Source organism: Streptomyces millisiae (assembly GCF_031845425.1).
GTDB classification, from domain to species: Bacteria; Actinomycetota; Actinomycetes; order Streptomycetales; family Streptomycetaceae; genus Streptomyces; species Streptomyces millisiae.
Genome location: NZ_JAVREM010000015.1, coordinates 15,069 through 34,204, shown reverse-complemented (window position 1 = coordinate 34,204; position 19,136 = coordinate 15,069). Strand labels below are relative to the sequence as shown.

At 74.4% G+C, this 19,136-nt stretch carries 15 protein-coding genes and 1 tRNA gene; 5 read left to right on the top strand and 11 right to left on the bottom strand.

Annotation, left to right across the window (positions count from 1 at the left end):
- Nucleotides 1-30 precede the first annotated feature (30 nt).
- Nucleotides 31-810, bottom strand: coding sequence for an ABC transporter ATP-binding protein (locus RNC47_RS14715; protein ID WP_311598996.1), 780 nt, complete (start codon nt 808-810; stop codon nt 31-33).
- 377 nt (nt 811-1,187) lie between these two features.
- Here RNC47_RS14715 and RNC47_RS14710 point away from each other — a divergent pair.
- Nucleotides 1,188-1,269, top strand: a tRNA-Leu gene (locus RNC47_RS14710).
- A gap of 63 nt (nt 1,270-1,332) precedes the next feature.
- Here the strand turns inward: RNC47_RS14710 and RNC47_RS14705 are convergent.
- Nucleotides 1,333-2,118, bottom strand: a complete 786-nt coding sequence (locus RNC47_RS14705) for an SDR family NAD(P)-dependent oxidoreductase (RefSeq protein ID WP_311598994.1) — start codon at nt 2,116-2,118, stop codon at nt 1,333-1,335.
- Nucleotides 2,119-2,276: 158 nt separating this feature from the next.
- Between RNC47_RS14705 and RNC47_RS14700 the strand changes: the two genes are divergently transcribed.
- Nucleotides 2,277-3,134: a Bax inhibitor-1/YccA family protein gene (locus RNC47_RS14700; protein ID WP_311598992.1), complete on the top strand. Its 858-nt coding sequence runs from the start codon at nt 2,277-2,279 to the stop codon at nt 3,132-3,134.
- Nucleotides 3,135-3,197: 63 nt separating this feature from the next.
- Here RNC47_RS14700 and RNC47_RS14695 read toward each other — a convergent pair whose 3' ends face one another.
- The 4 genes from RNC47_RS14695 to RNC47_RS14680 form a co-directional block, all read right to left on the bottom strand.
- Entirely contained in the window at nt 3,198-3,524 is a 327-nt protein-coding gene (locus tag RNC47_RS14695; protein WP_311598990.1) for a hypothetical protein, read from the bottom strand.
- A 14-nt stretch (nt 3,525-3,538) separates the two neighbouring features.
- Complete coding sequence (locus RNC47_RS14690; protein WP_311598988.1) at nt 3,539-4,462, bottom strand: hypothetical protein; 924 nt, start codon at nt 4,460-4,462, stop codon at nt 3,539-3,541.
- A gap of 241 nt (nt 4,463-4,703) precedes the next feature.
- Complete coding sequence (locus RNC47_RS14685) at nt 4,704-5,924, bottom strand: acetyl-CoA C-acetyltransferase (RefSeq protein WP_311598986.1); 1,221 nt, start codon at nt 5,922-5,924, stop codon at nt 4,704-4,706.
- A gap of 125 nt (nt 5,925-6,049) precedes the next feature.
- A complete protein-coding gene (locus RNC47_RS14680; protein WP_311598984.1) occupies nt 6,050-7,096 on the bottom strand; it encodes an SGNH/GDSL hydrolase family protein in 1,047 nt (348 codons plus the stop codon).
- 137 nt (nt 7,097-7,233) lie between these two features.
- On the opposite strand from RNC47_RS14680, the gene RNC47_RS14675 reads away from it, so the two are divergent.
- Nucleotides 7,234-8,616 carry a cystathionine beta-synthase gene (locus tag RNC47_RS14675; RefSeq protein WP_311598982.1) on the top strand — a complete coding sequence of 461 codons (1,383 nt, stop codon included), beginning with the start codon at nt 7,234-7,236 and terminating at the stop codon, nt 8,614-8,616.
- A gap of 254 nt (nt 8,617-8,870) precedes the next feature.
- On the opposite strand, the gene RNC47_RS14670 is transcribed toward RNC47_RS14675, so the two are convergent.
- Nucleotides 8,871-9,320 (bottom strand): hypothetical protein, encoded by a 450-nt coding sequence (locus RNC47_RS14670; protein ID WP_311598980.1) that lies wholly within the window; start codon nt 9,318-9,320, stop codon nt 8,871-8,873.
- Between the two features lie 132 nt (nt 9,321-9,452).
- Here RNC47_RS14670 and RNC47_RS14665 point away from each other — a divergent pair, with 132 nt between their 5' ends.
- The gene (locus RNC47_RS14665) at nt 9,453-10,313 is read left to right on the top strand and encodes a MurR/RpiR family transcriptional regulator (protein ID WP_311598979.1); all 861 of its coding nucleotides are present in this window, start codon (nt 9,453-9,455) and stop codon (nt 10,311-10,313) included.
- A gap of 536 nt (nt 10,314-10,849) precedes the next feature.
- Here the strand turns inward: RNC47_RS14665 and RNC47_RS14660 are convergent.
- The 4 genes from RNC47_RS14660 to RNC47_RS14645 all read right to left on the bottom strand — a co-directional run bounded on the left by RNC47_RS14660 (nt 10,850) and on the right by RNC47_RS14645 (nt 17,022).
- Nucleotides 10,850-11,668: an FHA domain-containing protein gene (locus RNC47_RS14660; RefSeq protein ID WP_311598978.1), complete on the bottom strand. Its 819-nt coding sequence runs from the start codon at nt 11,666-11,668 to the stop codon at nt 10,850-10,852.
- Between the two features lie 37 nt (nt 11,669-11,705).
- Complete coding sequence (locus RNC47_RS14655) at nt 11,706-13,595, bottom strand: serine/threonine-protein kinase (RefSeq protein WP_311598976.1); 1,890 nt, start codon at nt 13,593-13,595, stop codon at nt 11,706-11,708.
- Nucleotides 13,596-13,697: 102 nt separating this feature from the next.
- Entirely contained in the window at nt 13,698-15,587 is a 1,890-nt protein-coding gene (locus tag RNC47_RS14650; protein ID WP_311598974.1) for a serine/threonine-protein kinase, read from the bottom strand.
- Between the two features lie 103 nt (nt 15,588-15,690).
- Nucleotides 15,691-17,022, bottom strand: coding sequence for a type III PLP-dependent enzyme domain-containing protein (locus RNC47_RS14645; protein ID WP_311598972.1), 1,332 nt, complete (start codon nt 17,020-17,022; stop codon nt 15,691-15,693).
- Nucleotides 17,023-17,152: 130 nt separating this feature from the next.
- Here RNC47_RS14645 and hutU point away from each other — a divergent pair, with 130 nt between their 5' ends.
- Entirely contained in the window at nt 17,153-18,853 is a 1,701-nt protein-coding gene (gene hutU, locus RNC47_RS14640; protein ID WP_311598970.1) for a urocanate hydratase, read from the top strand.
- Nucleotides 18,854-19,136: the final 283 nt, after the last annotated feature.

The following is a 19,136-nucleotide window of genomic DNA, read 5'->3' as shown; positions in this document are numbered from 1 at the left end:
GCCGCGGGCCGTCAGGGCAGGCCGCCAGGCCTAACTGGTGCGGCCCTTGGCGTCGAACCGCTTCATGTGCTCCAGGACCCGCTCGGCGGTCGGCTCCGGCATGTCGTCGACGACGCGGCCGTCGGCCAGGAAGATCACGCGGTCCGCGTAGGCGGCGGCGACCGGGTCGTGGGTGACCATCACCACGGTCTGGCCGAGCTCGCGCACCGAGTTCCGCAGGAAGCCGAGGATCTCGGCGCCGGCGCGCGAGTCCAGGTTGCCGGTCGGCTCGTCGCCGAAGATGATCTCCGGTCGGGCGGCCAGCGCCCTGGCGACCGCGACCCGCTGCTGCTGGCCGCCGGAGAGCTGGTTCGGCCGGTGCTTGAGCCGGTCGGCGAGGCCGACCGTGGCCACCACCCGGTCCAGCCACGCCTTGTCGGGCTTGCGGCCGGCGATGGACATGGGGAGCGTGATGTTCTCCAGGGCGCTGAGCGTCGGCAGCAGGTTGAACGCCTGGAAGATGAAGCCGATCCGGTCGCGCCGCAGTTGGGTGAGCTTCTTGTCCTTGAGGCCCGAGAGCTCGGTGTCGCCGATGCGGGCCGAGCCGGACGATATCGAGTCGAGGCCGGCCATGCAGTGCATCAGCGTGGACTTGCCGGACCCCGAGGGGCCCATGATCGCGGTGAACTCGGCCTGCCGGAAGTCCACGGAGACGTGATCGAGGGCGACGACCCTGGTCTCGCCCTCCCCGTAGACCTTGGTGAGGTCCCTGGCCTGGGCCGCCACGGCCGAGGTGGACGCGGTGTGCGGGGCGGCGGCGATGCTGGACACGTGCTTCTCCTGTCGGGACGGGGGCAGGCACCCTCCATCGTGGTGCACCGCCGGGCCCCCGGGGATCAGCCTCGGTGCGGGTTCTGGCGAGTTCTTCGGAGGGACGGCCGGGAACCGCGCGTCATACCTGAGGAGGAGGTCATCCTGTGTGCCCGGAAGGATGCGGAGGGTTGATTTGCGTCAATCCTCGGTGGGGCCCGGGTGTTGGGTGGGGGGACGAAGCGGCATGTGGCCGGGCGGTCGGTGTCTGATGAGCCATCAGGAGCTCATAAAATCAGACAACATCGGCCTGGGGCACCGGTGTTCGGGCGAATCTGCCAGTTAAGCTCAGTAGACGCCTCAGGCGCGCACGGCGCCCGGAACGGCTTGGGATCTGTGCCCGGATGGTGGAATGCAGACACGGTGAGCTTAAAACTCGCTGGCCTTCGGGCCGTGCCGGTTCAAGTCCGGCTCCGGGCACACCAGGCGCCAAGCCGCTGACCTGCGAGAAGGTCGGACTCCGCCGCCTTGGCCGCGGCGGGTTCACGGTCGGTCGACCCCGCCGGCGGTGCCTGGACCCAGCGTGTGGCCGCCGTTGATCCTGACGCGTTCGCCCGTGACGAAGGACGCCTCGGGCGAGGCGAGGAAGCACACCGCCGCGGCGACGTCCTCCGGCCGGCCCATGCGGCCCAACGGCACGGCGGCCGCGTAGGCGGCCAGGGAGGCGGGACTCGCCCCGGCGTGCCGTTCGACCGGTATCCAGCCGGGGGCCACGGTGTTCACGGTGATCCCGTACGGGCCCAGGGCGCGGGCCCAGCACTCGGTCAGGGCGTGTTGGGCCGCCTTGGCCGCCACATAGGCCGACATGTCGGGCAGGGCGCGCTCCAGGACGTCCGAGCCGATCTGGATGATCCGGCCGCCACCGCGTTCCCGCATGGCGGGCAGCGTCGCCCGCATCAACAGGGTGGGGCTCTTGACGAAGAACGTCAGCTGGGCGAGGTGGTCATCCCAGGTCACCTCCGTCGGGTCCAACTGGGGCTGCGCACCCGTGGCGTTGAGGACGAGCGTGGTGACGGGGCCCAGCCGGTCCGAGACGGCCGCGACCAGCGCCGTCACGGCGGCCTCGTCCGTCACGTCCGCGGCGAACGCCTCGGCCGTCCCACCCGCCGTGCGGATGTCCGCCACCACCTCGCGGGCCGCGGCGCCGTCCGTCCGGTAGTTGACGGCCACCGCGTGGCCCTCGGCGGCGAGACGGCGGGCGATGACGGCCCCGAGGCCGCGGGAGGCCCCGGTGACCAGGGCGGTTCCGGTACTGGCTGCGTTCGACATGCCGTCACGATAGGTCGGTGGGGACCGGTGGGGTTACGGTCCGGTACGGGAACCTTCAAACCCCTTTCGCTCGTTTCTCCGACTGCACTACCGTGCAGTCTTTGCTAACGCATTACTCTGGTGGTCAAGGTCGTGCCGTGCGGCCATGGAGGAGTGAGATGAGGAGCAGCAACCCGGTCTTCACGCGTCGGGGGTTCAGTCGGGACGGTGGTTACGCCGGCTTCAACGCCGGGCCGCAGCCGCAGACCGGGAATCCGTACGCGGGTAGCCCGACCAACCCCTACGCGCAGCCGGGTAACCCGTATGCGCAGCCGCAGGTGGGCCCCGCTGGCGGATACGTGCCGCCCGCCCCCACGCGCGCCGGTGTGATGACGATCGACAGTGTCGTCTCCCGCACCGCCATCACCCTGGGCACCGTCGTCGTCGCCGCGGCGGCCGCCTGGATCACGGACATGCCGGTCGGCGTCGGTGTGCTCTTCGCCCTCGTGGCGCTGGGCCTCGGCCTCTGGCAGTCCTTCAAGCGTGAGCCGTCCCCCGCGCTGATCATGGCGTACGCCGTGGCGGAGGGCCTCTTCCTCGGTGCCATCAGCAACGCGATCAACGCGGTGGCGCCCGGCGCGGCCATGCAGGCCGTGATCGGCACCATGGCGGTCTTCGCCGGCGTGCTGTTCATGTACAAGCAGCGGATCATCCGCGTCACCCAGCGCTTCACCAAGTTCGTGCTGGCCGCGGCCCTGGGCTTCGTGCTCCTCTCCATGGTCAACCTGATCGTGGCCATGATCGGCGGTGGCAACGGCCTGGGCCTGCGTGACGGCGGCCTCGGCATCCTGTTCGGCATCGCCGGCGTGGTGCTCGGCGCCTGCTTCCTCGCCCTGGACTTCAAGCAGGTCGAGGACGGCATCGCCTACGGTGCCCCGGAGAAGGAGGCCTGGCTGGCCGCCTTCGGCCTGACCCTGACGCTGGTCTGGATCTACCTGGAGTTCCTGCGCCTGGTGGCCATCCTGCAGGGGGACTGACCCACGGCTGTTCGAGGGGCCCGGCGAGACGTCGTCTCGCCGGGCCCCTCGGCGTCTCAGCGGTCAGCGGTACCGCCTCAGCAGGTCGAGCGCCTCGGCCAGCGCCCGCCTGGCGGCCGGGTCGTCCTCCCGGGCGTCCGTGACGGCCCGGGCCAGGTCGTAGCCGCAGACCGCCACCTGGTCGCCCACGGCGTAGATGCCGACCTCGGGGAGCCGGCGCGGGGCGCCGTAGGGCACCTCGAGGCGCTGCGCCCGGCTGGTGAGCTCGCTCGCGAGGGCCAGCCCCTCGGCCGCGGCGCCGCGCCGCAGCCGGCTCTCGGGGAGGGTGCGGAGCCGGTCGGCGGCGGCGTCGACCGCCTCGTAGAGCTCGTGGAGATCCTGTGGTGTCACTCGGGCGTGGTTCCTCAGTCGGTGCGGTGGGTGGAGGCGACCACCCGGTCCGCCAGCAGGTAGACGCTCTCCGCGCCGCAGGAGAAGGTCAGCGCGTAGGCGCCGGAGAATCCCGAGCCGCCCATCAGCACCGGCTCCTCGCCGGCCCGCACCGCCTCGGCCAGCCGCTCGGCGGCCTCCTGGTGGCTCGGGGTGAGGCAGAGCGTGGTGCCGTCCGCGAAGAGCAGTACGTCGAGCGTGCCCATCGGGCCGTGCCGGACGTCGGCCAGCGGGATGCCGGCCTCGGCGAGCCGGGTCAGCCGGTCGGCGGTGTGCCGCTGCTCGTCCCGGGGGGAGCGGTCGCCGCCGCGCTCCAGCGGCTCGCCGGTGAGCGTGAAACCGGGGTGCGAGGGGTGCCGGCGCCGCGCGGCGGCCAGCTCGGCCGACTCGCCGCCCTCCGTCCCGTCCACCGCGTCGAGGGGCTGCTCCTCGCTCTCCGCCGGCTCGTCGTCGGCCTGCCGGGGGATGAGCGACGCGCCCTCGCGGGCGGCGCGCGGCGCGCCGGGGAGGTGGCCGGAGTCGCTGAGCAGATAGCGCTCCAGGAGGGCGTCGAGCAGCTCCTCGTCGGCCTCCGCGACCTCGTAGCCGAGGCCGCGGCCGGCGAGCAGCCCGCCGGGGCCCTCGTGGTCCCTGGCGTCCTGTTCGGCCCAGTAGGCGCGGGCCTCGGCCAGCTCGCGCTCCCGCTCGTCGGCGAGCGCGGCGGCGACGGCCGTGCGGATCTCCTCGGGCGGCGGCACGGGCCTGGCGGCCGGCAGCCCGCGGGCCGCGAGCAGCTCCGCCCGCAGCGCGGCGAGCTCACGGCGCGTGGCGCGCGCGGTGCGCAGCGTCAGCGCGCCCAGGGCGACGGAGGCGACGCAGGTGCCTGCGACCACCAGCAGGATCACGGATATGGCGCTCACGGACTCGCTCCCAGAAGACTCTTGGTCCTGACTTCTTATCTCAGGTTTCCGGGTCGCGGCCACGTGGCGCAGTGCAAAACGTCATGAATTGGACGGGTCTTTGGTCCGAAACGCGCCCCTCGCCACCCCGCTGACCTGCCCCTTCGCGCGGGCGGCCGGCGTGGATCACATCCCGGGTCCGCTTCGGTCTCGCACCTATAAAGAGCCGGGGCGCGCGGGCCGGCCGGCGCGCCACCGGCGTTCAGCTCAGGCGCTCGATCACCATGGCCATCCCCTGGCCGCCGCCCACGCACATGGTCTCCAGGCCGAGCCTCTTGTCGTGCCAGCGCAGCGAGTTGATGAGGGTGCCGGTGATGCGGGCGCCGGTCATGCCGAAGGGGTGGCCGACGGCGATCGCCCCGCCGTTGACGTTGAGTCGGTCGAGATCGATGCCGAGCTCCCGGTAGGAGGGGATGACCTGGGCGGCGAACGCCTCGTTGATCTCGACCAGATCGATGTCGTCGATCGTCAGGCCGGCCAGCGCCAGCGCGCGCCGGCTGGCCTCCACCGGGCCGAGCCCCATGATCTCCGGCGAGAGCGCCGAGACGCCGGTGGAGACGATCCTGGCCAGCGGCGTGACGCCGAGCTCGCGCGCCTTGCGGTCCGACATGATCACCAGCGCCGCGGCGCCGTCGTTGAGCGGACAGCAGTTGCCCGCGGTGACCAGGCCGTCCGGCCGGAACGCCGGCTTGAGCCCCGCCACGCCCTCCATCGTGACGCCGGGCCGCGGGCCGTCGTCGGCCGCGACCAGCGTGCCGTCGGGGGTGGTCACGGGGGTGATCTCGCGCTGCCAGAAGCCGTCCGCGAGTGCCTTCTCGGCCAGGTTCTGCGAGCGCACCCCGAACTCGTCCATCTCCTGCCTGGTCACGCCCTTGAGCCGGGCCAGGTTCTCGGCCGTCTGGCCCATGGCGATGTAGACGTCGGGCAGCTGTCCGTCCTCGCGCGGGTCGTGCCAGCCCTCGCCGCCCCGCTCCGCCCGGCGCGCGCTGCGGGCCTCGGCCTCGGCGAACAGCGGGTTGCGGGTGTCGGGCAGGCCGTCGGACGAGCCCTTGACGGTGCGGGAGACCATCTCCACGCCGGCCGAGACGAAGACCTCGCCCTCGCCCGCCCTGATGGCGTGGAAGGCCATCCTGGTGGTCTGCAGCGAGGAGGCGCAGTACCGGGTGACCGTGCAGGCGGGCAGCCGGTCGAGGCCGAGCTGGACGGCCACCACCCGGCCGAGGTTGTGGCCCTGCTCGCCGCCCGGCATGCCGCAGCCGAGCAGCAGGTCGTCGATGTCGGCGGCGTCGAGCTCGGGCACCTGGTCGAGCGTGGTCCGGACGATGGTGGCGGTCAGGTCGTCGGGGCGCAGCTCCTTGAGCGAGCCCTTGAAGGCCCGGCCGATGGGCGAGCGGGCGGCGGCGACGATGACGGCTTCCGGCATGGTTCCTCCCGGCGGCGGGCGAGCGGGCGCGTACGGGGCCCTGTGCTCGAAGTTACCGACAGGTAGACCTTGCTGTCATCCCCACGACGCGCCGGCGGGCCGGCAGGTCGGTCCCGGCAGCTCCTTCACGGGCCGGTGGCGGTGGCGACGTCCTCGGGGACCGCCCCTTCGGACCGGTCCGCCGGCAGGTCGATCTGACGCCGCCGCCTCCGCTTGACCAGCGCCCACGGGATGCGCCGCCCGCCGCTGACCGCGGCGCTCACCTCGGTGCCCTCCTCGGCGGCCGCGCTGGCCGCCGCGTCCGCCACCGGCAGCAGCCGCTCCCGGCGGGCCGCCTCGGCCAGTTCCTCGGCCGGCCAGACGCCGAGCGCGTCGCAGAGCGTCGGCAGGATCGCCATCGCCGCCGCCGCGTACCCCTGCGCCGACGGGTGGTAGCGGTCGGGCCCGAAGAGCTCCCGCGGATGCGCCGCGAACTCGGGCCCGAGCAGCGCGCCGAGCGAGACCGTGCGCCCCCCGAGCTCCACCACCGCGATGGTCTGCGCCGCGGCCAACTGGTGGCACAGGCGCCTGGCCACCCAGCGCAGCGGCTGCGCCACCGGCTCGACCGAGCCCAGGTCCGGGCAGGTGCCGACGATCACCTGGCAGCCGGCGGTGCGCAGCCTGGCCACCGCCTCCGACAGGTACTTCACCGACCGCGCCGGCGTCACCCGCCCGGTGATGTCGTTGGCGCCGATCATGATCACGCAGACGTCGGGCACCGGCGCCCGCCCCGGCTCGGTCAACAGCAGCGACACCTGGCGCTCCAGGTCGGAGGACCTGGCCCCGGTCAGCGCCACGTTGTGCAGCTCGACCGCCCGCTCGGAGACGGCCGCGAGCCCCGAGGCGAGCAGCGCCCCCGGCGTCTGCCCGGCGCGGTGCACCCCGTAGCCGGCGGCCGTCGAGTCGCCCAGCATGGCGAGGCGCCAGGGGGCCCCCGCCGAGTCGGCGAACGCCAGCCCGTACAGGCCGTCGGAGACCGGCGGTTCGTCCTCCCAGCCGGCGCCGAGCCGGCGCCGCGCGTACTGCACCTCCGTCAGCAGCAGCCCCGCCGCGGCGCCGCCCAGCACACTGATGCCACCGCCGCCGTAGGCGGCCGCGGTCGCGATCCTGCGTGCCACTCTCGCCCGTGACATGGCCGCCTCCCGGATCCGTGCCTTACGTCTTCCCACACTTGTGGTGCCCAGCGCGGCGGGCCGCGCAACGCAATAGGGTGATGTCCGGTGAGCGGACATCAGCCGCCGCCGAACCGGCCCGATATGCGGAGACCCAGGTGCAGTATCACGAGTCGATGATCGACCTTGTCGGCAACACCCCGTTGGTGAAGCTCAGCCGAGTGACCGCCGGAATCAGGGCCACCGTCCTGGCCAAGGTCGAGTACTTCAACCCCGGCGGCTCGGTCAAGGACCGCATCGCGCTGCGGATGATCGAGGCCGCCGAGGACTCCGGCGCCCTGCGGCCCGGCGGCGTGATCGTCGAGCCCACCTCGGGGAACACCGGCGTCGGGCTCGCCATCGTCGCCCAACGCAAGGGCTACCGCTGCGTCTTCGTCTGCCCCGACAAGGTCTCCACCGACAAGATCAACGTGCTGCGCGCCTACGGCGCCGAGGTCGTCGTCTGCCCGACCGCCGTCGACCCCGAGCACCCCGACTCGTACTACAACGTCTCCGACCGGCTGGTGCGCGAGACGCCCGGCGCCTGGAAGCCCGACCAGTACAGCAACCCGGACAACCCGCGCTCCCACTACGAGACGACCGGGCCCGAGCTGTGGAAGCAGACCGAGGGCCGGATCACCCACTTCGTCGCCGGCGTCGGCACCGGCGGCACCATCACCGGCACCGGCCGCTACCTCAAGGACGTCAGCGGCGGCCGGGTCAGGATCATCGGCGCCGACCCCGAGGGCTCGGTCTACTCGGGCGGTTCCGGCCGCCCCTACCTGGTCGAGGGCGTCGGCGAGGACTTCTGGCCGTCCGCCTACGACCCCGAGGTGGCCGACGAGATCATCGCCGTCTCCGACAAGGACTCCTTCCAGATGACCAGGCGGCTCGCCCGTGAGGAGGGCCTGCTGGTCGGCGGCTCCTGCGGGATGGCCGTCGTCGCGGCGCTGGAGGCGGCCAGGAAGCTCGGCCCCGACGACGTCGTCGTGGTGCTGCTGCCGGACGGCGGGCGCGGCTACCTCAGCAAGATCTTCAACGACGAGTGGATGGCCGACTACGGCTTCCTGGAGGGCGGCGAGCCCGCGCTGCGCGTCGGGGACGTGCTGCGCGGCAAGGAGGGCGACATGCCGTCGCTGGTCCACATGCACCCGGACGAGACGGTCGGTCAGGCCATCGAGGTGCTGCGCGAGTACGGCGTCTCGCAGATGCCGGTGGTCAAGCCGGGCGCCGGCCACCCGGACGTGATGGCCGCCGAGATCGTCGGCTCGGTCGTCGAACGGGAGCTCCTCGACGCGCTGTTCGCGCGGCGGGCGGCGCTCGGCGACCCGCTGGAGAAGCACCTGAGCCCGCCGCTGCCACACGTCGGCTCCGGCGAACCGGTGGCCGACCTGATGAGCGTGTTGCGGGAGGCCGACGCCGCGGTGGTGCTGGTCGAGGGCAAGCCGACGGGCGTGGTCAGCCGGCAGGACCTGCTCACCTTCCTGGCCGCCGAGCGCTGAGTTCGGTCGGACGAGCGGTCGGCTTTCGCCGGGTCAACCAACAGAACCCGAAGTGTCACGGCCGGGCAACGCGTCGTTAACACCCGTCCGGCAGAGTTCTGGGTGTCGGCACCAAGGACCTCCGGAGCGGCTCCCGGACCTCCCTGGTCGCCCGGACACGAGGCCCCGACCCGGCCCGTGTCCCCGCGGGGACCGCCGTCGTCCCGCCCCTGGTGGCTACACCGGGGTGCGGCGGTCCCCGCCAACCACATCTCTCAGACCCAGTCCTCGTCGCGCTCGCGCTTCTCGCCGCCCCCGCGGCGCAGCGCGCCGTGCGCCACGTAGCAGGCGTTGACGCCGACGATGCCGCCCCAGCACAGCATCAGCCCGGAGACGCCGGCCTGGGCGGCCGCGATCGCCGACAGCGGGATCGCCAGCACCAGCGAGAGCGCGGCCAGCCCGAACGCCACGCCGGGCCCCGAGGGCTCCACCCGCGGCGGCGCCGGCCGCCCGCCGCGCGCGATCACCATCTGCTGCTCGGCGAGCTGCCGCCGCACCCGCTTGTCCACGGTGGCGTCGATGCGCTGTTCCACCTTGCCGAGGAACGAGTCGACGAGCTCCGTCTCGTATCCCTCGCCGAGTTCCTTGCGGGTCTGCACCGCCGCCTCGAGCTCACCCCTGAGGTCGACGTCGTCATGCAGTTCGCGGTCGCGGGCACTGGTCATGACAGACACGGTACGGGGGCGCGCCGCCGCCCTGCAGGGGGGTTAGCCCCCCATTCCCGCCCGGACTTTCCCGCACTCGGGCTCAGGGTCGGCCACGGTTCCGGATCAGGGTGACTGCATAGGATGACGCGCGTGAGGCGGGAGAGCGAGCCGGGCGGTGCGGGTGGGGCGGGCGCCGAGCTGTCGCGGCTCTTCGAGGGGCACCGGCTGACCCCGACCCAGCGGCGGATCGCGCACTGCCTGCTCAGGCGGGCCGACGAGGCGCCGTTCCTGTCCAGCGTGGAGCTGGCCGAACTGGCCGGCGTCAGCCAGCCGTCGGTCACCCGCTTCGCGGTCGCCCTCGGCTTCGACGGCTACCCGGCGCTGCGGCGGCGGCTGCGGGAGAGCGTGCGGGAGGCCGGCGAGCCGGCCGTGCGGCGGGGGAACGTGTACCAGCGGGCGGTGCTCGCCGAGATCGAGCGACTGCGGCGGCTCGCCGCCGAACTGGCCGACCCCACGCGGATCGAGCAGGCCGGCCGGCTGCTGGCCGCGTCCCGGCCGCTGCCGGTGCTCGGCCTGCGGGCGGCGGCGGCCGAGGCCGCCGGCTTCGCCTACTTCGCCGCCAAGGTCCACCCGGACGTGCGGCTGCTCGACGAGGGCGGCTCGATGCTCGCCGACCGCCTCGACGCGGCGGTCGCGGCGGGCGCCGGCGCGCTGCTGTGCTTCGCGCTGCCGCGCTACCCGCGGGAGGTCGCCGAGGCGCTGGCCGCGGCGCGGGCGGCCGGCCTGCGGGTGGTCACGGTCACCGACAGCGCGCTCGCGCCGGTGGCGCACCCCGACGACCTGCTGCTCGCCGCGCCCGTCAGCACGGCCCTCTCCTTCGACACGGCCTGCGCGCCGAACCTCCTGGGCCGCGCCGTCCTCGAAGCGATGTGCGACGCCCTCCCGGACGCCCAGTCCCGCCTCGACACCTTCGACACGCGGGCCGCGGAACGCGGCCTCTTCCTGGACTGACGAACGGGCGTGTCCGCGGAGCGGGCGTGGCCGCCCTACCCGGCCCGGCGGGCGGCTCCGCCGCGGTGGCCTGCGGCCGGCAGGCCGCGTCGGCGGCTGTGCCGCCGGGCCGTGGTGGTGCGGCCTTGGCCTGCGGCCGGCAGGCCGCTCGCGCCGCGTCGGCGGCTGGCGCCGCCGGGGCGTGTTGGGGGGACGTTGGCGTTATGGCTCGGCCGTCACGGGTCGGTAGGTCCTTGGCCTGCGGCCGGCTGTGCCGCCGGGGCTCGTGGTCACCGGCGATGGTTGGCGTGGCTGCGCCGTGGTGGCCTGCGGCCGGTGGGGCGTGTCGGCGGCTGTGCCGCCGGGCCGTGGTGGTGTGGCCTTGGCCTGCGGCCGGTAGGTCGCGTCGGCGGCTGCGCCGCCGGGGCGCGCTCCGCCGCCAATGCCTGCGGCCGGCAGGCCGCGTCGGCGGCTGTGCCGCCAATGCCTGCGGTCGGGAGGCCGCTCGTGGCGGCGGTGGTGGGTGGTTATTCGGCCGCCTGTGGCGGTCATGGTGGTCAGTCGTCCAGGAGGGTGAGGTCCGGGGGGACCAGGCTGGTCGTTTCGACGAGGCCCTTCAGGAGGTTGTGGAGGAGGTGGGCGTCGTAGGGGCCGCCCTCCTCGCGGATCACGGTCGGGGGGAAGCCGGCGGCGTGGAGGCGGTGGCGGAGTTCGCCGGCCCGGCGTTCGACCTTGCGTGCCGTCCAGCCGTCCTCCGGGCGCAGGTGTCTGAGTTGGGCGTTCGCCTCGCGGTAGGTCACCGGGCGGGGGTCGGGCTCGTAGCGCAGGTAGCTCTGGCCGAGCACGACGGCGACCAGTCGTTCCTCGGGGGTGAGCTCCCACCGCTTGGGCGGCACGGTCGGCGCGCCGGGGGTGGCGCGTGGCTCGGGCCGCTCGTGGTCGGTCACGAACAGCTCGACCAGGTGCTCGCGGCCGCCCGAGCCCTTCACGAAGAGCGGCGTGTAGCCGCCGGCCAGCGGCACCGGCTCCGAGGTGTGGTGCAGCATCAGCCCGCGCGGCAGGCGCACCAGTTGTTGGCCGATGTTCCGCAGCCACCACAGGTTGTCCCGGAAGGTCAGCTCGCCGTGCCGGCGGCTGACCGACTGGTCCTGGCCGCCGACGGTCAGGTGGACCTCCGGGTCGTCCTTCGGGGTGTTGCGCCCAAAGCGGACGACGCGCTCCGGTTCCGGCGGTACCCACAGCGTGCCCTGCGTCGAGCTCGCGTGCAGCGTGCGCGGCGGCCGGGACGGCCGGTGCGGCACGCCGCGGGCGAGCGTCGGCCGCACGGCGGGCGGCGTGGCGGCGCGGGAGGCACGTGGGCTGCGGAACGGCGTCATCGCGCTCTTCTCCTCTGCTCGGTACTGCCCGGCAGCATCACTCGTGGGCGGCGGGACCCCTCCCGCCGCTCAGGGACGCGGCCGCCGCGGCGGCCGTGGTGGCGCGCTCGCACAGCTGGTCGACGGGTTCGTCGCCGGCCACCGCCAGGTGCAGGAGCTCCAGCTTGGGGTGGCCGCCGTTGCCGGTGAAGGAGCGGTGTTCGACCCGGACCAGGCAGGTGCCGGCGCCCTCGCCCTCCGGGGTGACGAAGGCCAGCCGGTCGCCGAGCCTGGTGGGCGCGCCGTCCTCGCCCGTGAGCGGGCGGTTCTGGTCGAACCGCAGCCTGAGCCGTAGGTCCTGAGTGGTGCTGCGCCACTCGCAGTCCCAGCGGCCCCAGCCGGTCCTGGGGTCGAGCGCGTCCACGCCGGGCACGGCCGTGGACAGCGTCCGGTCGTCGACCAGCGTGCAGGCGTCGAGGCGGGCCAGCGAGTCCCCTGGCAGGGGGCGGCGCGGCAGTTCGCCGTCGGCGTCGAGCGCGGCGTTGAGCGCGCCCGCGGCCGTCTCCACGGCCACGTCGGCGAGTTCGCACAGCGGCGCCACGCCGTCCTCGTGCTCGTACTCCGCGACGATCTCCACCATCGGGCCCTCGGCGGCGCCCGGCCCGGCCAGCTGCCGCACGCAGAAGTCGCGGCCCGCCTCCACCTCCATGACCCCGACCCCGCCGATCTCGCGCGCGGTGGCGACGCCCTGCTCCGGCGGCTCCTCCTCGAACATCACCGACAGGTCGACCGAGGCGTCGCCCGGCGGCTGGATGAGCAGGTCGCAGCGCTCCAGGGCGCCGTAGGCCCGGTCCAGGTCGGTCTCGCCGTAGGTCTCGAACGGCTCGATGTCGATGAGCGAGCACGGGTCGGCGGTGCGTTGGTCACCGAAGAGCGCCCGCCAGCCGCGCTGGTCGAGGGCCGGGTCAGGCGCCGGCGGGTCGCTCCGCGACCAGTCCAAGACCGACGGGGCGAGCGGGATCAGGGCGGCGATGCCCAGGGTCGCCGCGACCGTGCGCCAGCGGGGTGGCCGGAGGCCGGGCCGACGCAGGAGCCGCTCCAGCATCCGCTGGGCCTGCGCCGCGCTCGGCCGGGCGGCGGGGTCGCGGCGCAGCATGGCCGCGACGGGCCCGGCGAGCGGGCCGAGCTCCCGGCTTCCGAGCCGCACGAAGCCGCGCCGGGCACGCCAGTCGGTCGGGGCCTCGTCCGTGTCGCCGTACGGCGTCCGCCCGGTGGCCAGCTTGTGCAGCGTGGCGCCGAGCGAGAAGACGTCCGAGGCCGGTAACGCCCGCGCCCCGCCGACGACCTCGGGCGCCGCGTACTCCGGCGTGTGACAGGAGGGACGGCGGGTGATGGCCTGGCCGTCCCGTTGGATGGCGGTGCCGAAGTCGGCGATCTTGGCGATCCCGGCGTCGCCGATCATCACGTTCTCGGGCTTGATGTCGCCGTGCGTGACGCGCTTGCCGTGCACGGCCGCCAGGCCGCGGGCGATCTGGACGCCGAGCTCGGCGGCCTCCGCCCAGGGGAGCCGGCCGTCCTCGGCCTCGGCCAGCCGCTCGGCCAGGCTGCCGCCCGACACCCACTCCATGACCAGCCAGTGGACGGGGGCCCGCGAGGGCCCGGCCGCGTCCGCCTCGGTGTCCGGTTCCACCGCGTAGAGCGTGACCACGTGCGGGTGTTCGAGCCGGGCCAGGATCTCGGCCTCGCGCCGCAGCTGTCGCAGGGGGTCGGGGGACGCCGGATCGGTCGGCTCCTGGGCCCGCTTGAGGGCCACGGTGCGCCCGAGCGACTCGTCGACGCCCCGCCAGACCTCGCCCATGCCGCCCCTGAGCGGCCCCTCGACGAGCCGGTACCGCCCGCCGACGACCTTGCCCACGTGCCCGCCGTCGTGTTCCACGTCGTGTTCCACCGAGGCCCGCCCCCGTTCCGCATGCGACCCGTCGCGTGGCGTGACGATACTGCACGGCGGGGTCGCCGCGCGGCCGGTCCCGGAGATCGGTCCGTGATGGGCTCAGTCGTTCTCGACGGGATAGGGCTCGTCGTCGGGGCTGCTGGTCCAGCGGATGTAGAGGGTGCCGTCGGGGCCGGTCCGCACCCAGGAACTGTCCTGCGCGGCGCAGGAGTCGTCGCTCTCCTGGTCGATGAGGAGGTCGGGCGAGAGCAGCAGTTCGTCGCCGCGCACCGCCGCCAGCTGGTTCTCCGTCACGCAGGTCTGGCCGTCGAGCCGCCACGTCCACCGCCACACGGTGTCGCCGACCGCGCCCTGCTCGATGATGACCTCGTCGAGGCCCTCCGCGCCCTCTTCCGTGGTGTACGCGTCGCGCCAGGACCGCACCAGGTCGGCGGGTACGGCGCCCGTCCCGCCGGTGGTGGCGCGCGCCAGGGAGGTCTCCTGGCCGCCGCCGCTCCACCGCAGGTCGCCGTCCGGGAGCAGGGTCAGCGACCTGACGACGCCGTCCGCCCGGCAGTTCTCCGCCGCCTCGCTCTCGGGCACGCTGCGCTCGGCGACCTCCGTGTAGTCGAGCCGGTCCTCGTGCGGCGACTCGAGGCGGATGTCGTAGACGCACATCGAGTCCATGTAGGTGACGACCGCCCGGCCCAGGCGCTCGCCGGCGCTCGCCTGCCCGATCTCCAGCCACAGGGCCTTCCACCCCGGCTCTCCCTCGGTGCCGTACTCGCCCTGCCAGGCGCCGAGATAGCCCTCCGCCACGGCGGCGGGGCCGGCCGGCGTCGTGGCGGTGGACTCCGGCGTCCGGGCGGCGCCGTCGTCGTCCGGGCCGTCGTCGCCGGCGAGCGCCACCACGGTGGCCAGGCCGAGCACCGCCGCCAGGGCGGTGCCGGCCAGCGCGAGGAGCGGCCACCGGCGTCCGCGCCGCGCGGCCGGGGTCGGGGCCGTGGCCGGGGGAGCGGACGGCGGTGGCGGCAGGGGGAGGACGGCCGTGGGGGACGCGTCGGGGGCGGCGGGTTCGGTGGACTTCGGGGGCGCGAGCGCCAGCGGCCGGGTCGGCTGGCTGTGTTCGAGCGCCAGCAGGGCCTGGGCCGTCCGCCCGATCCGCTGCACGACCTCGGGCGGCAGCCAGGGCCGCCCGTCGGGCGCCGGTTGGCGCAGCAGCTCGGCCAACGGCGTCCGCGCGGCCGGGTCCCTGGCCAGGCAGCCGCCGATCAGCTCGCGCAACTCGTCGGGGACGCGGTCGAGTTCGGGGGGCTCGTGGACGATGCGGTAGGTGAGGAGGTGCGGTGAGGTGTCGAGCGCGCCGAACGGGGTGCGGCCGGTGACGGCGTAGGTCAGCAGCGAGCCGAGGCCGAACACGTCGCTGGCCGGGGTGAGTCGGCCGCCCTCCACCTGCTCAGGCGACATGAAGCCCGGTGAGCCCACGACGGTTCCGGTGCGGGTGATCCGGTCACCGGGCGCCGGGTCGAGCGCCCGCGCGACGCCGAAGTCGATGACCCGGGGGCCGTCGAAGGTCAGCAGCACGTTGGACGGCTTGAGGTCCCGGTGCAGCACGCCGGCGGCGTGCACCGCGCTCAGCGCCCTGGCCATGCCGCCGGCGAGGAGCAGCGCCGCGGGCACGGGGAGGGTGCCGTGCTCGCCGACCACCTGGAACAGGGAGGGCCCGGGGATGTACGCGGTCGCGACCCACGGGCTCTCGGCGCCGGTGTCGGCGTCGAGCACCGGCGCGGTCCACTCGCCGCCCACCCGCCGGGCGGCGGCGATCTCCCGGTCGAAGCGGCGGCGGAACTCGGGGTCGCTGGCCAGGCTGGTCAGGATCGTCTTCACGGCGACCGTCCGGCCACGCCCCGACCGCCCCAGGTACACGGTCCCCATGCCGCCCTCGCCGAGTCTGCCGAGCAGCCGGTAGGGGCCGATCCGGTCGGGGTCCTTGGGCGTCAGCTGCTCCATCTCGGCGCCGCTCCTGGTGGTCGCGTGGGTGACGGTCGTTCGGGCGCCCGATTCCACCCCACGCCGCCCGGGACCCCTCCCGAGCGTCAGCCGGCGGCGTGCCTCACAGGCCGCCGCCGAACTCGGCCAGCAGCTCCTGGAGCGTCTGCGCGTGGCGGAGCGTGGTGAACGAGACGGAGCCGTCGTCGGCGACGGAGTAGCCGTGCACGGCGGGCCTGGGCAGGGCGTTGTAGGCGAACGGGGTGGAGAAGTAGTAGGCGCCGGTGTCCAGGAGGGCGACGACGTCGCCCGGAACGAGGCGGGGCAGGAGGCGGTCGCGGGCGGTGAGGTCGCCGGCGAAGCAGCAGGGGCCCGCCACGTCCTGGCGGACCCGGGGGCCGACCTTGGGGACGCCGGTCGCGTCGTGGACGGCGATCCGCAGCGGCCAGGACTCGGGGACGAACGCGGTGCGGACCGCGACCTGGGCGCCCGCGTGGGTGATGGCGATCGGGCGGCCGCCGGCGGACTTCGTGTACTCGACGCGGGCCAGGATCAGGCCCGACTTGGCGAGCAGTGCCCGGCCGAACTCGGTGACCAGGCCGTAGCGGCCGTCGAACAGGCCGGGGACCGTGCGGCGCAGCAGCGTGGCGTAGTCGTGGAAGGTGGGGTCGACCGCGTCGGAGGCGAAGTTGACGGGGAGGCCGCCGCCGATGTCGATGGTGTCGACCTGGGCCCGGCCGGCGGCGGCGTTGATCTCCTCGGCGAGCCGGTAGGTCTCGCGCACCCCGGCGGCCATCCGGTCGAGGGGGACGCCCTGGGAGCCGACGTGGCAGTGCAGCCGGGTGAGCCACGGCCGGTCGCGGAAGGCGCGCAGCACCCACTCCCGCGCCCCCTCGTCGCGCAGCGCCACGCCGAACTTGCTGGTGGCGGTGGCGGTGCTCATGGCGTCGATGGAGCCGCCGCCGAGCTGCGGGTTGACGCGCAGGCCGAGCGGGCCGTGCCGGGGCGCCTCGGCGCGCAGCGCGTCGATGCGGTCGAGTTCCTGGGGGTTGTCGGCGTTGAGGGCGACGCCGAGGGCCAGGGCCTGGCGGAGCTCGGTGGGGGTCTTGGCCGGCGAGTCGAGGACGACGCGGTCGGCGGCGACGCCGGCGGCCCGGGCGAGGGCCAGCTCGCCGGGGCTCGCCACCTCGCAGCCGACGCCCAGGCCGTCGAGCAGCCGCAGCACCGGGACGAGGGAGCAGGCCTTGACGGCCAGGGTGTGCAGCACGCGCTGACCGGGCGCGGTGACCGCGTCGAAGGCAGCATGGAGTGCGCCGGCGGTTCGCTGGACGCCGTCGAGGTCGAGCAGGGCGGCGAGTGGCTGCTCGTCGGTGAGCGGGCGGCGGTCGAGCGCCGCCCGGACGGCCAGCTCGCGTCGGGCGGCGACACCGGACGGATTGTCGGAAGGAACGACCATTCTCACAGCGAAGCATGGTTTCCCCGCGGATCGTGGCGTGGTCGTTGACTGAAATTATTCAAAGTCGGGAAGCTGTGAATGGCGATCGTCACCGTCGTCGTCGCAGACCGTCGTGCCGGGGAGGCAGGCCATGGCAGGACCCAGGACCGTGAGAGCGCCGCACGGCGGTGAGCTGACCGCCAGGGGCTGGCCGCAGGAGGCGGCCCTGCGGATGCTCCGCAACAACCTCGACCCCGAGGTGGCCGAGCACCCCGAGCAGCTCGTGGTCTACGGCGGCTCGGGCAAGGCCGCCCGCGACTGGCGCTCCTTCGACGCGATGGTCGCCACGCTGCGCGACCTCGGCCCCGACGAGACGATGCTGGTCCAGTCGGGCCGCCCGGTCGGCGTGCTGACCACTCACGAGTGGGCGCCGCGCGTGCTGATCGCCAACTCCAACCTGGTGGGCGACTGGGCCACCTGGGAGGAGTTCCGCCGCCTTGAGGCGCTGGGCCTGACCATGTACGGCCAGATGACGGCCGGCTCCTGGATCTACATCGGCACCCAGGGCATCCTCCAGGGCACCTACGAGACCTTCGCCGCCGTCGCCGGCAAGCGGTTCGGCGGCTCGCTCGCCGGCACGGTCACGCTGACCGCCGGCCTCGGCGGGATGGGCGGCGCCCAGCCGCTGGCCGTGACGATGAACGGCGGCGTGGCGCTGTGCGTCGACTGCGACCCGCGCGCCATCGCCCGCCGCATCGAACACGGCTACCTCGACGTCGCCGCCGACTCGCTCGACGAGGCGCTGACCCTCGCCGAGCGGGCCGCGAGGGAGCGGCGGCCGCTGTCCGTCGGGGTGCTCGGCAACGCGGCCGAGGTGGTGCCGAGGCTGCTGGCCATGGGTGCCCCGATCGACGTGGTCACCGACCAGACCAGCGCCCACGACCCGCTGGCCTATCTGCCGCTCGGCGTGGACTTCGCCGACATGGCCGCCCTCGCCGCCGAGCGGCCCGAGGAGTTCACCCGCCGGGCGCGCGAGTCGATGGCCCGGCACGTCGAGGCCATGGTCGGCTTCCAGGACGCCGGCGCCGAGGTGTTCGACTACGGCAACTCCATCCGCGGCGAGGCCCGCCTCGCCGGCTACCGGCGCGCCTTCGACTTCCCCGGCTTCGTGCCCGCCTACATCAGGCCGCTGTTCTGCGAGGGCAAGGGCCCGTTCCGCTGGGCGGCGCTCAGCGGCGACCCGCGCGACATCGCCGCCACCGACCGGGCCGTCCTCGAACTCTTCCCCGACAACGAGCCGCTGCGCCGCTGGATCACGCTGGCCGGCGAACGCGTCCGGTTCCAGGGGCTGCCGGCCCGGATCTGCTGGCTCGGCTACGGGGAGCGCGAGTTGGCCGGCGAGCGGTTCAACGACATGGTTGCCACTGGCGAGCTCGCGGCGCCGGTCGTCATCGGCCGCGACCACCTGGACTGCGGCTCCGTCGCCTCGCCCTACCGGGAGACCGAGGGCATGCGGGACGGCTCGGACGCCATCGCCGACTGGCCGCTGCTCAACGCCATGGTCAACGTCGCCTCCGGCGCCTCCTGGGTCTCCATCCACCACGGCGGCGGCGTCGGCATCGGCCGCTCGCTGCACGCCGGCCAGGTCACGGTCGCGGACGGCACGGCCCTGGCCGGCGAGAAGATCCGCCGGGTGCTGACCAACGACCCCGGCACGGGCGTCATCCGGCACGTGGACGCCGGCTACCCGGAGGCCGAACGCGTCGCCGCCGAACGCGGCGTCCGCATCCCCATGCGGGGCCCTGGCCCGGGCGGGCTCGGCGACGACGACGTTCCGGGCGGCGCCCGGTGAGCGGCGGGCGGCGGGCCCCGGGCGGAGCGGATCGCCGGTCGGCGTCGCGCGAGCGCGCCGTGCCGGTGACCGGCCGGCCGTCGGCGGGGCCCTGGCCGGGCGGGCTTGGCGGCGATGTTCCGGGGCGAAGCGATGTCGGGCGAAGCCCGGTGAGGGCCGGGCGTGAAGCCGGCCGGGACGCAGCCGGGTTCTTCGGGCGTGACGCCGGCCGCGAGGCCGGTTCGCGGCGGGAGCCTGGGCCCGCGTCGCTCGCCGAGCGCGTCTCGCCGGCGATCGGCAGGCC